Below are 11,675 nucleotides of genomic sequence, written 5' to 3' on the forward strand. Positions count from 1 at the left end.
GAGTTATTTTCTTTGAAAAATAACTCTTTTTATTTTACTTGCTCAAAATTTTCTCCCCCGTATGCGCATCAATATAACGAATTTCCCGACTACAACCGAAGGATTCTTTATGATTTTCATCCGTTGTTTGTTTATACAGCAATTGATATACCGTTTCCTCTACATCATGATCTATAGACCATTCTAATTTAACTCGAATACCCCCTCTGTATATTTCTAATGCTTTTTCTTTTGTTACTTTTGGTGTTGTTTCGTATGTGAGTAATTCTTTTATACGATTGCTAGGCTCTCCAGAGTAGTGCATCACTGCACCATTTTCTGTATTAATGTTAATCATAATATATTTTCCCTCTACTTGAATGTCATTTACATATATTGAAAAGGAAAATCTCTCAATTCCATCTTCCACTTCTTCACGTTCTTCCCAAAGACGTAAATATTGTGTGATATCTGGAATAACTTGTTCCAAAAATCGAAGTGCTTTTTGTAAACATTCCTCTCTAGACAGTATTTGCTTTACTTCTTTATCGTCTGTCAGTTTTATAAAACCAGTTAATTCATTGGTAGATTTATCAATCATAATGCAAACAAAATTATTATATTTTAACATCGATAAATGCTTCTTAAAAAATTCATTCATTAAATATGGATTTTTTTCTTCTTTTTGTTTTTGTAATTCCTCTTTCGGAACAAATTTCATCCTTATTTCATCAGCATCTTCCGTCTCAGCTACTTTTGTAAAACTTTCTTTATGCCAGTCAAGCAAATCGAATATAACATCTTGCCGGCTATCTTTTTTCGTTATTTCAACAGCTACAGTTGGAGGCAATTTATAATGATCTGGTCCAAACAAGTCTTTACCTGTACTTGCATCAATAAACGCATGACTTGGATCTGGTTCATATACAAGACGGTACCCTTTTACTTCTTCTCCATTTTCATACTCACATGAAGAGTGTGTTAAATCTACAAATACTAGTCTCATATCTTGTCTAGCTTTCAAACTTTCTAAGACGACGTTCTCCTCAACAATGTCACTTGGCCATAACGGTTTTTTCTCTATAGCTTTTTGTCCATTATAATGAAAATGCATCACATCACCTAAAGGATGCACTAGCATAACACACCCCGTATTCGGCAATGGACAGCTATTCACTTCCTGCATATAATTTACTTCTTTCCAACCGCGCCCATCATCCTTAACAGTTACATATGTATAAAATTCAGATTCTTCTTTTGTATATTTTTTTAAGAATGTATTTGCAATCTCTCTTGCTTTATTCTCGTTTATCGCTTCCTTACTGCTCGAAACAGCTTTTTCATCCTCTATCCTAAAGTCAATTAAATTATCAGTATGTCTATTCAACGTAATCTGTATTGTTCTCTCCCCATCCCCTTTATGTTCCCACCATAATAGGTGATATGGGTCATCCACACCTTCTTGATCATCTACAACAAGCCTATAATCATCTGGAATGTCAATAATATGAGCCACTTGCTCTTTTCTTTCTTTATCTTTTTGATTCATCATACCGCTCCCTTTATTACAATTTAAGGTAATTATAACAAACAAAACCAAATAAATATAAACAAAAAAGAATAGAGATATCTCTATTCTTCTACTTCGTTTCACGATGTAACGTTACTCGCTTTAATCGTGGACAATATTTTTTTAGTTCGATGCGCTCTGGATTGTTTCGTTTATTTTTTTTAGAAATATAATTACGATCACCGCACTCCGTACAAGCTAATGTAATATTTACACGCATATGCAATTCTCCTTTCTTTTAAAGATCGCAAACTAAAACGTAATGATTACGATTTAAATATTATATAACTTCATTTTATTTGTCAATTGCAAAATAAAAAGGTTCTAAATAGAACCTTTTTATTTTTAGTACTTTATACTTTTTATTAAAATGTCTCATATGTAACAAACTCACTAATCGGTTTTCGATATCCTCGTGGTCGAGTTTTAGTAGTATCACTTTTTCCTATCGTAATCATTAAAACAGGTACTACATGCTCTGGCATATTCAATTCACTTTGTACTGCTTTTTCATCAAAACCGATCATTGGACACGTATCATATCCATAATATTTAGCTGCGTACATAAAAGTCATCGCACTTAACGAAGCATTTCTAATCGCTTCTTCTTCCATGAAGCGTTCTCCTTTTCCTTCATATAACCCTTTCGTTTGCCTAATTGTATCTTCATACTCACATTCATCAATCATCTTTAAAACCTTCATACCGAAATAAATATTTTCGACATTTTGGTATGCTCTCTTGTCACCACAAACAAGTATTACCGCAGATGCACTCGATACTTTATATTGCCTAAAAGCTAACTCTTTTAATCTTTCTTTGCGCTCTTGATCACGAATTACAACATAATGTGTATGTTGCAAATTGTAACAAGATGGAGAAAGCTTTGTTAGCTCAAATATTTTTTTAAAATCCTCATCTGGGATTTCTATTCCTTGTACAAATTTCATTGCAGAACGTCTAGCAATTGCTAATTCTTCAAAATTCACCGTATAGCCCCCTAATAACCATAAATTCAAATATACATTAATTTATACAATTGAATAAATCAAATGAAAACACTTTAAATTATGGATAATAATGATGATTTACAAAAAAAAGACAAAAAGCTGAAACAATTAGTTCATACGAAATTCACACGAATCTATTACTATAGGAATTGTACATAGTGAACTTATTAACAATTACGTTTATTTATATAGAATTTCACTTGAAAGGAGTTGAAAGTATGAAAACTAAATATCGTTTTATGATCTCATCATTTGCTGCTTGCGCCTACATGATTTGGTGTTTAGTATAATAACAACCTCACTTGTAAATAGGAAAAGGTGTGTATATAAATGGAATATAATCAATCAACAGTTAACTACTGGAAAGCTTTTGTACTACCATATACATTTGCTTTAGAAGAGTTAAAAACTAAATTTGAAATTATGAACCGGGAAGCCCAATTTTTAGAGGATTACAACCCGTTTGAACATATAAAAACAAGATTAAAACAACCTGAAAGTATTATTAAAAAACTTGAACGTAAAAATTTATTACCGACAGTTGAAAATGCGCAAACGCATTTACAAGACATCATCGGCATTCGTATTACATGTTGCTTCGTAGAAGATATCTATCATTTGAAAGAAGTCATTCAAAAGCGTGAAGATATGGAAATCATAGAGGTAAAAGATTATATCGCTAATCCAAAGGGAAACGGCTATAAAAGTTTACACATGATTATTAAATATCCTTTATCACTGAATTCTGGTACAAAAGAAGTGTTTGCAGAAATTCAGTTACGTACGCTGGCAATGGACTTTTGGGCAAGTTTAGAACATAAACTTTATTATAAATATGAAGGGAAAATACCTGAGTATTTAAAAGATGAACTACATGATGCCGCAATGAAAGCTGAAGATCTTGATAATAAAATGGCAACCATTCGCCAAGATATTGATGATATCGAAGCATGCTCAAATCAAATTATGTTACCACTATAAAGTGAAACTTTAATCAGTGGGGGTGTTCATCCCCCACTGATTATTAGCCCACACCAATCGGACGTTAACGGACAGCCCGACCCCCACCTAACTTCTTTGCTCCAACTGAATTTTGAGGTGTGAGTTTTACTGTCCGTTAACGCGGGATAAAAAAGGTTCTCGCCAATGAGAACCTTTTTGTGCTATTTACGGAAAGTTTCACTTTATTTCTTCTCTATCGTGCGAACCTCTTCAATTTTCCAGCCATCCTCTTCTTTTCCAAGTGCATACTGTACTTTCTTCTGAAGAGTGACCTCTCCATCTGTTTCCTTTTCTTTTGTTTCAACAACAACATACCCTGCTTTACTAGCTTTTATTTCTATATGTTCCAATTCAATTTTCTTATTTCCTTTTTGAAAAGCTGCTTCTTTTTGCGTTTTTAAGTCTTCAGCACTAGGCATCTTCTTTGAAAACAACTCCATATGTTCAGCAAGATTTTTTTCATTTGTCGTCCGTACAAATTTCTCCATAACATCTTGAATCGATTTCTCTTCTTCTTTCGTTATTTGTACCTTTTCCTCAGCTTTTGTAGTAGTAGATTTTTGTTCCATCTGATTCTCTTTGAACTGACATCCAACTAGCAATAATACACCTATTAGAAGAGATCCTATCCCTCTGAAAAAAGCTCTCATCTTCCCATCTCCTAAAAAGAAAAGTGAGGCATTTCGCCTCACTTTCATTTATAATTAGCGTCTTCCTTTATTCGGATCGCCACCGCCAACAATATCAAAGACACGTTTAGCGATATTTGTATTCTCTTGAACGCCAGAGAACAAGTATTTACCAGGGCCAAATGCATATACGTTTACATCTTCTCCTGTATGTCCGCCTGTTGTCCATCCTGTAACCGAACGCTTATTGAAAATATCTTCAATTGCATTATCAATCTTTGTTACATCTTTTGAAGGAGCAATATCATTTACCGCTTTAATTTCTTCTGGTGTTAATTGTAAATCAATATATTTTTTCAATGTTTCTTCTACATTTGCACCTTTTGCAATCTCATTTGCCATGAAGTCTGGTGTGCGTTTCGCAGCTTTAATTGGCTCTACTTTAAAGTTATACTCGCCATTTGCACCTAAAGATAATCCGCCAGTAGCATGGTCTGCCGTTGCAACAACTAACGTATTTTTATCTTTTTTGGCAAACTCAATCGCTGCTTTAAATGCTTTTTCAAAGTCTTCCATTTCACTCATTGCGCCAACGATATCATTATCGTGTCCAGCCCAGTCAATTTGACTTCCTTCAACCATTAAGAAGAAACCCTTTTTATTTTTGTTCAAACGCTCAATTGCTGCATTTGTCATTTCTTCTAATGAAGGTGTTTTATCAGTACGGTCAATCATTTTATCTAAACCGCCTGGCGCAAATAAACCTAGAATTTGATCATTTTTATCATTTAACAATTGATTACGATCTGTTACATAGCTATAACCAGATTTCTTAAACTCTTCTGTAAGATTACGATCTTTTCTAACAAAGTTATTTACACCACCGCCAAGCATAACGTCTACTTTATGCTTCCCTTTAATTTTCTCATCAAAATAATCATTTGCAATTGCGTCCATATTTTTACGACTAATGTCATGCGCACCGAAAGCAGCTGGTGTTGCATGTGTAATTTCAGAAGTAGCAACGAGTCCCGTTGATTTCCCTTGCTCTTTCGCTTGTTCAAGAACAGTTTTCACTTCTGCTTTATCGTTATCAACTGCAATTGCCGCATTATATGTTTTAATTCCTGCTGACATAGCTGTTGCTGCAGATGCAGAGTCAGTGATATTTTCATGTTCATCTTCCGGGTATGTTTTTTGTGTTCCTACAAGATGTTTATCAAACTCTGTAGATTCCATCTCAAAAGTTTTTGGATTATCTTTCATATAACGATGAGCCGTCATATATGAAGGGCCCATACCATCCCCAATTAATACAATGACATTTTTAATCTTTGCATTGCTTCCGCTCTCATCTGCACTCACTTCACTAGAACGTGTAAAATTCCATGTTGCCACCGAAGTAACTGCTAACGACGCCACAACTGCAAATGGCCATGCTTTTTTCACAAACTTTTTCACTGTCTTGTCCCCCTAATTAGGTTATTCATTTCCCACTATCAAATTTAATAGAAGACTGTTAAGAGAAAATTAGTTATATGTAAATTTTTTGTTAACTTATGTAAATATCAGTTATAATTTGTATAACTTTGTCTGTTCATATCAATCATCTTCCCCTTTACAATCAAAATATAAACAAGTTGGATTTCCTTTAACGTAAATCTCTTATTTAACATTTTCAATCTATTTGTATGAAAATTAATAGAAATGTGGTGAACATGTATGAAAATAATAAGGCTAGATGAAACTTTTATTTTTGATTTACTCGACCTGTGCAAATCTATTGGGTGGTTACAAAATAAAGCATTTATGAAAAAACAATTCGAAATGTACCTTTCTCTCGGTACACTTGTCGGTTATATGCATGAAAATAAACTGATTGCAGCTGGAGGCGTATTTCCTTTTAAAGATAGGTTTTCTACTATTGGTATGTTAATCGTCCATCCTAATTTTCAAGGCCGAGGCATCGGGCGTATTTTGCTTAATCACTGTTTAGAACACACTCATACAAAACAACCTATTGCACTTATTGCAACAAAAGCTGGCGAGCCTCTTTATACATCATGCGGATTTCAAACAATAACGACGATTCATCGTTTTGAAAAACAAACTACTAAGACACATATCACTCATACAAAACAAATAAAAGAAAAAGATCTTATATCGCTTATTTCCCTCGATCAAATTACAACTGGCGCCGATCGTTCTTTACTTTATTCATTACTATTACCAAGAACGAGCCACTCTTTTAAAATTGAGAGACATAACTGTATAGAAGCTTTTTCCTTATGCATACAAAAAGATAGTATATTATGTATCAATCCACTTATCGCCAAAAGAGAAGAAGATGCTATTCAATTACTACAAAACATATGTGAATGTTGGAATGGCACAGTAAGAATTGATGTCCCACATTCACAATTTTCATTTCGCAAATTTCTTCAAATAGAAAATTTCCAAGAAACGCTCCTTTCACCTCTTATGATAAAAAATGGTAGCGAACTTCCTGGAAATCGTAATATGCTATTTGCTATGATAGATACAGCGTTATGTTAGAAAGGGGACACCTCATTGAAGCGATTTAGCTATTTTATGGTAGGTTGTCTTACTCTTACACTATTAGTAGGATGTAGTGCAGCAGAAAAGCCAGTAGAACAAGTAAAACAAGTTAAAAATACACTTACAGCAAAACTAGCTACCGAGGAAAAAATGGTAGAAATAGATGGTCAAACCATTTACTTCAAAAAGATTGGTAATGAAAAACCACCTTTACTTATGATCCATGGATTTGGAGGATCATCAGATGGTTTTCAAAAGATTTACTCAGACTTAGCAAAAGATCATACAATTATTTCTGTAGATGCTTTAGGATTCGGGCGCTCATCTAAGCCGATGGATTTTTATTATTCTTTCCCAACTCATGCAAATTTGTACTATAAATTAATGAAAAAACTAGGTTACGATTCGTTTGCAATATTGGGCCACTCAATGGGCGGAGAAATTTCTCTTAATTTAACATATTTATATCCAGAATCCGTTACCCACCTTATTTTAACTGATGCTACGGGCGGTCCTCATACACTCGTTAATAAACAAGGATCACCAAGACCACAGTTGTCGACGGATTTAAATACCGTTTCTGCCATTGCAGATTATGATGAGAGCAAAGTGAAATTTAAACGTAATGATGAAGAGCATTACAATAAAATGAAATTATGGCCTAGACGTCTTCAAATCAACGCAAATGAAATAAAACAACCGACCTTAATTATATGGGGAAGAAATGATAGTAGCGTTTCGTGGAAAGAAGGAGAAACGTATCATCAATTCTTAAAAAATAGTACTTTCCATATTATCGAAAAGGGTTATCATGCACCGTTTCGTCAAGAGCCACAAGAATTTGTAGGTTATGTAAAAGAATTCTTTAAAAACAATCCGATACAAGCTGAAAAATAACATAAACGGGTATCTCATTTTGAGATACCCGTTCTCATATATTAAGCAGCTTGCTTTTGGCGTTTTTGAGTTTTTGATCCTAATACTTTTGGGATAACGAAGCCGTCAATTCCAAATTTACCAGCATTCATACCAGAAACCAGAACGAACATCGATAAGATAACCATTTCAGGATTCACTCCAATTGACCCACTAAACATATAGGAAAAGTTCATTACAAGGCCGAAAAAGACCGCCGTTTTTGTTAAACAGCCAACAATTAAACCAATTCCTACTAAAACTTCTCCCCATGTTACAAGTGTATTAAATAGATCAACGTTTGGAATTGCAAAATCTTGTAAAAATGATGCCCACCAAGATTGAACAGCTGGTTGTGCTCCTTTAGATTTTTCAATTGCACCTTGTAAATAACCCGTTGCATCGAATCCTTTTCCTTGTAGTTTACCGATTCCAGCCATTAACCATGTGTAACCAAGATATACTCGGATTACTGCTAGCACAAAAGAAACTGCTTTGTTTTCTCTTAAAAATTGAATAACCATATCTTCCTCCTAAAGTTGTAATTAAGTTAGTTACAGTAAATATAATAACATCAGTTACTTATTTTACAAACGTTAATTATGAATAATTCGTGACATACGTATAAAATATTACAAGCTAACGTTTATATAGTAACTTTTATTACCTGTAAAAACTTGAACATATCATACCATAAGTGATAATCATTTTCATTGAAAAAAATGTAAAAAAAGTGTGAGTTAAATGTGAAACACATTCATTCGAATATAGAATAAATGTGTTTCACACTACTTATAGAATCGAAATGTACGTGTCTCCTCATCAATTAAACTCGCTTCTTGAAAAGCATCTTCTAACGTTTTTTCATGGTTAATAAGCCCGTAAAATAAGCGTATTGTAAACATAAGTGCTGCATTCCCATCTACATAATCTATTGATCCAATGTACGATTTTACTCCACTACGTAAAAAAGATTCTGCTAGTTTTTTCTCCCCTAACGTACACCCACTATTTACAATATGTGTATTATGCAATTTTGCATATTTATAAATTTCTGCTGAACCAAAGTATCCCTGCGGTTCATCTTGTTCATATATACCTTCACCTAACTCTTCCATGACAAACTTTCCTTCCTCACCATGAAAGCAAAAGACAACATAATTAATATCGTCATATAAACCCTTTCCAGACAGAATCTCGATGAATTCTTTCGGTCTACCAATCCAGTATGTTATAACTTTCGCCCCAAAATATTCAAGTGATGCTCGGATTGATTGCGCCTCTAAATCAGAATTAAAGCCAACTACTAGTGCAACATTCAACATACACCCTCCATCCTTTAATTAGATTTCATCAATTACACTTTCAAGGGATACATCCATTTCATATATACCCGTTTCTTGCAAAAAATCCGATCTAGTTAAAACGACATTCTGTAAATATTGCCTATATGCTGTAATTGTTCCGTCGTGAGATACAATGCAAATTCTTTCAGCGCCTAGCTCACAACACCAAAGAAGAAATTCATCTACGATTTGCTGAAAACGATTCTCTGAAATAGTATTTATACCTTCCATCCATAGCTGTTTATTTGTACTTTTCTCTATCGAAAAATGTGGAAATAAATTTGTTATTACCCCCTGATCTACTATGTGGTCACATTGTAATGTTTTTGCTCCTTCTCGATAAGGAAAAATACGCGGGGATACATATGGATGGACGATTTTTTGACAAGCTCCCCTCTCACTCCATATCGCCGCCGTTTGTAAAGTTCTGAGTGTAGGGCTAGCGATTAATATATCCGTTTCTTGCAAGGGTACATTGCATTGAAGTAATTTAGCCTGATTCCTTCCCTCATCTGTTAATGATGGATTCAACATTTGTAAACTTGCCGGCAAATCTTTTGTATGTTCTCCTTCACCGTGCCGAACAAAGACGAGTTTCATGCCCATCCTCCTCTCAATATGAAATCCTCTTACATATTTCTTCCCTATTTGATCCTTCATTCCTGCTATATACAAAACCGATATGTAAAAAATATTTGACACAACAAATTGGAAAACATTACAATTATATGTGTAAAACACTTTTTACAAGAGAGAGGAGAAGCATACATATGAAATGGATAACCATCTTAATTGGCATGATTATATGGGGATATATAAACGGATTTTTTAGCAGTGATAAAACTGCTAATCCTTGGATTACAGATGATGAACGTGAAACAAAAATTAAACAGAAAGCAATTATTGCAAGCTGGTCCGGTGTTTTTATGTTTTGTACCATTAACCTCTTAAACAAATGGTTAGGTGTAGAAACAAACAATACATCACCTTACTTACCATCTTCTATCGCAACTATCTTAAAAGAAAATATAGAGTTACAAATTTTATTTATGCTATTTATTACGTATGGCATCTTTTACATATACTACCGAAGAAAATTAAGCGCTTAACTTTTTATCTCATGATTGTCCTCCTAAATGGTTATAGTAATTAGGACGAAATGAAAGGAGCGATAGAAAAATGAGTAACTCGAATGAATTTTTAGATACACTGCATGAAAAACAAGCAAAAGATGAACAAAATAGAAAGCGTCAAGGGAACGGAAACCCAGCGAAAAAGAAGCCAAATAAAACACATAAATAACAATAAAAAATCTGCCTAAAATTATCTTTTAGGCAGGTTTTTTATTCTCCTTTCACCGAGATAACATGTTCCCAATTCCATTTCTCGTAATACCACTCTGGTACATCTATATTTTCAATCCACTTCATTTCATGCTTTCCATCTTTATGAGCAAGCCATACATCCGCTTTCTTACGGTCTGAACGTATCCATATTAATTGATTACTCTTATTCATGAAGAGCGGATGATAATCTCCTTGCCTATGAGGTGGCTTTGTGATTCGATGTTGTTCGTCGCTTGTACTATCGATCTCATATAAAGATGGTAGTGGTCTTTTTTCTGGTGGAGTTTCTATCCCCGCCTCTTTTGCTCGTGAAACGATAATTACGTTATCGTTCTTCCATGTAAAATCCCAATCGACATATCCTTTCGGTGTAAATGTGTTCTGCTGAAGTGCTGGCAATTCTTTTACTTTTAAATGTTTATTCTCTAACGCAACTCTCCCGCTTCCTTCAATATAGGCCAATATATTGTTGGCTGGCGCCCATTTGAACCATTGTGTGTTTAATAACATTTGATCTACCTTTTCAAAACGACTACCATCTGCGCGAACTAAGCAAAGCGTATTACTATCAGCTGACCATGAAGCTGTCGGTACTGCTAAAAATGAAATCCACTTTTGATCTGGTGACCACTTAAAGCCACTTGCAACTAGCGCTAGGAAATCATCATGTTCATTTGGTAATGCATACAAATGCTTCATTTTATGAGGGTTCATATGGGCATCTTTTTGCACTTCATATAGCTGAGCCCCTGTCCATCCTGTTGGAAGTAAGTGTGCTTCAGAGGATACAAAAAACTTCTTTCCATCAGGATACCATGCATAATCACCTACACCAGCTGAGACATTTTCAAAATCAGTATTCTTATTTTGGACGTCAAATGTATTTAGTGTATTCGCAAATACAAATGCAATTACATTCTCTTTCGGTGACCATTGATAATTTGATGCTTCAGATTGCAATGGTCTAACTTTCTTTCCATCTTCCAGTCGGTACAATTCCAATGTATTTTGCTTCTTTCCTTTAGCATAGGCAATCCACTCTCCATCATGTGACCACTTCGGCCCTGTTATGTACTCTCCTTTTGTAAGTTGTTTTTCTTTCCCACCAACCTTTATCCAAAGGTCATGATGACGAATAAAAGCTATTTTCTCTTCATTATTTTCCGCGCTAACAATAGTGATTGAACATAAAAACATAAGTAACACTGCACTACCACTTACTATGAACCGTTTCATAACACCCCTCCATTTCCCTCATAGCATTCCTCAATGTCCACCTACAATATGTAAAAAATACCCATTCGACATAATCAGAAAAA

Annotated in this window: 14 protein-coding genes; 5 read left to right on the forward strand and 9 right to left on the reverse strand. The window is 34.3% G+C overall.

From position 1 onward, the window contains the following. Window positions 1-34: 34 nt before the first annotated feature. The 3 genes from EKQ63_RS23275 to EKQ63_RS23285 all read right to left on the reverse strand — a co-directional run bounded on the left by EKQ63_RS23275 (window position 35) and on the right by EKQ63_RS23285 (window position 2,538). Window positions 35-1,528, reverse strand: a complete 1,494-nt coding sequence (locus tag EKQ63_RS23275) for a YcdB/YcdC domain-containing protein (protein WP_143881550.1) — start codon at window positions 1,526-1,528, stop codon at window positions 35-37. A gap of 91 nt (window positions 1,529-1,619) precedes the next feature. Then, window positions 1,620-1,769, reverse strand: coding sequence for a 50S ribosomal protein L33 (gene rpmG / locus EKQ63_RS23280; RefSeq protein WP_001265617.1), 150 nt, complete (start codon window positions 1,767-1,769; stop codon window positions 1,620-1,622). Between the two features lie 145 nt (window positions 1,770-1,914). Further along, window positions 1,915-2,538 carry a nitroreductase family protein gene (locus EKQ63_RS23285; protein WP_001008510.1) on the reverse strand — a complete coding sequence of 208 codons (624 nt, stop codon included), beginning with the start codon at window positions 2,536-2,538 and terminating at the stop codon, window positions 1,915-1,917. 351 nt (window positions 2,539-2,889) lie between these two features. Between EKQ63_RS23285 and EKQ63_RS23290 the strand changes: the two genes are divergently transcribed. Next, entirely contained in the window at window positions 2,890-3,540 is a 651-nt protein-coding gene (locus tag EKQ63_RS23290) for a GTP pyrophosphokinase (RefSeq protein WP_000456215.1), read from the forward strand. Window positions 3,541-3,743: 203 nt separating this feature from the next. On the opposite strand, the gene EKQ63_RS23295 is transcribed toward EKQ63_RS23290, so the two are convergent. Next, window positions 3,744-4,211, reverse strand: a complete 468-nt coding sequence (locus EKQ63_RS23295) for a hypothetical protein (RefSeq protein WP_087954256.1) — start codon at window positions 4,209-4,211, stop codon at window positions 3,744-3,746. Between the two features lie 54 nt (window positions 4,212-4,265). Next, window positions 4,266-5,651 carry an alkaline phosphatase gene (locus EKQ63_RS23300; RefSeq protein ID WP_087954255.1) on the reverse strand — a complete coding sequence of 462 codons (1,386 nt, stop codon included), beginning with the start codon at window positions 5,649-5,651 and terminating at the stop codon, window positions 4,266-4,268. A gap of 261 nt (window positions 5,652-5,912) precedes the next feature. Between EKQ63_RS23300 and EKQ63_RS23305 the strand changes: the two genes are divergently transcribed. After that, entirely contained in the window at window positions 5,913-6,746 is an 834-nt protein-coding gene (locus tag EKQ63_RS23305; RefSeq protein ID WP_087954254.1) for a GNAT family N-acetyltransferase, read from the forward strand. 15 nt (window positions 6,747-6,761) lie between these two features. Then, window positions 6,762-7,646, forward strand: a complete 885-nt coding sequence (locus EKQ63_RS23310; RefSeq protein WP_087954253.1) for an alpha/beta fold hydrolase — start codon at window positions 6,762-6,764, stop codon at window positions 7,644-7,646. A 41-nt stretch (window positions 7,647-7,687) separates the two neighbouring features. Here EKQ63_RS23310 and EKQ63_RS23315 read toward each other — a convergent pair whose 3' ends face one another. The 3 genes from EKQ63_RS23315 to EKQ63_RS23325 form a co-directional block, all read right to left on the reverse strand. Continuing rightward, on the reverse strand, window positions 7,688-8,188 hold the full coding sequence (locus tag EKQ63_RS23315; RefSeq protein ID WP_087954252.1) for a DoxX family protein: 501 nt from the start codon (window positions 8,186-8,188) through the stop codon (window positions 7,688-7,690). Between the two features lie 264 nt (window positions 8,189-8,452). Further along, entirely contained in the window at window positions 8,453-8,989 is a 537-nt protein-coding gene (locus EKQ63_RS23320; RefSeq protein ID WP_143881551.1) for a delta-aminolevulinic acid dehydratase, read from the reverse strand. Between the two features lie 18 nt (window positions 8,990-9,007). Then, window positions 9,008-9,670, reverse strand: a complete 663-nt coding sequence (locus EKQ63_RS23325; protein ID WP_140168606.1) for a histidine phosphatase family protein — start codon at window positions 9,668-9,670, stop codon at window positions 9,008-9,010. Window positions 9,671-9,780: 110 nt separating this feature from the next. Between EKQ63_RS23325 and EKQ63_RS23330 the strand changes: the two genes are divergently transcribed. Beyond that, the gene (locus EKQ63_RS23330; RefSeq protein ID WP_000871278.1) at window positions 9,781-10,119 is read left to right on the forward strand and encodes a hypothetical protein; all 339 of its coding nucleotides are present in this window, start codon (window positions 9,781-9,783) and stop codon (window positions 10,117-10,119) included. A 70-nt stretch (window positions 10,120-10,189) separates the two neighbouring features. Continuing rightward, entirely contained in the window at window positions 10,190-10,312 is a 123-nt protein-coding gene (locus EKQ63_RS23335; protein ID WP_000071866.1) for a DUF4023 domain-containing protein, read from the forward strand. A gap of 41 nt (window positions 10,313-10,353) precedes the next feature. On the opposite strand, the gene EKQ63_RS23340 is transcribed toward EKQ63_RS23335, so the two are convergent. After that, window positions 10,354-11,592 carry a TolB family protein gene (locus EKQ63_RS23340; protein ID WP_087954249.1) on the reverse strand — a complete coding sequence of 413 codons (1,239 nt, stop codon included), beginning with the start codon at window positions 11,590-11,592 and terminating at the stop codon, window positions 10,354-10,356. Between the last annotated feature and the right edge of the window lie 83 nt (window positions 11,593-11,675).

This window comes from Bacillus sp. BD59S (genome assembly GCF_007363175.1).
Lineage (GTDB): Bacteria > Bacillota > Bacilli > Bacillales > Bacillaceae_G > Bacillus_A > Bacillus_A pacificus.

What these genes read in the sequence shown, in the direction of transcription:
- EKQ63_RS23275 (WP_143881550.1), bottom strand. Translation starts at nt 1,528, where the DNA reads ATGAATCAAAAAGATAAAGAAAGAAAAGAGCAAGTGGCTCATATTATT.
- rpmG (WP_001265617.1), bottom strand. Translation starts at nt 1,769, where the DNA reads ATGCGTGTAAATATTACATTAGCTTGTACGGAGTGCGGTGATCGTAAT.
- EKQ63_RS23290 (WP_000456215.1), top strand. Translation starts at nt 2,890, where the DNA reads ATGGAATATAATCAATCAACAGTTAACTACTGGAAAGCTTTTGTACTA.
- EKQ63_RS23295 (WP_087954256.1), bottom strand. Translation starts at nt 4,211, where the DNA reads ATGAGAGCTTTTTTCAGAGGGATAGGATCTCTTCTAATAGGTGTATTA.
- EKQ63_RS23305 (WP_087954254.1), top strand. Translation starts at nt 5,913, where the DNA reads ATGAAAATAATAAGGCTAGATGAAACTTTTATTTTTGATTTACTCGAC.
- EKQ63_RS23315 (WP_087954252.1), bottom strand. Translation starts at nt 8,188, where the DNA reads ATGGTTATTCAATTTTTAAGAGAAAACAAAGCAGTTTCTTTTGTGCTA.
- EKQ63_RS23320 (WP_143881551.1), bottom strand. Translation starts at nt 8,989, where the DNA reads ATGTTGAATGTTGCACTAGTAGTTGGCTTTAATTCTGATTTAGAGGCG.
- EKQ63_RS23325 (WP_140168606.1), bottom strand. Translation starts at nt 9,670, where the DNA reads ATGAAGGATCAAATAGGGAAGAAATATGTAAGAGGATTTCATATTGAG.
- EKQ63_RS23330 (WP_000871278.1), top strand. Translation starts at nt 9,781, where the DNA reads ATGAAATGGATAACCATCTTAATTGGCATGATTATATGGGGATATATA.
- EKQ63_RS23335 (WP_000071866.1), top strand. Translation starts at nt 10,190, where the DNA reads ATGAGTAACTCGAATGAATTTTTAGATACACTGCATGAAAAACAAGCA.
- EKQ63_RS23340 (WP_087954249.1), bottom strand. Translation starts at nt 11,592, where the DNA reads ATGAAACGGTTCATAGTAAGTGGTAGTGCAGTGTTACTTATGTTTTTA.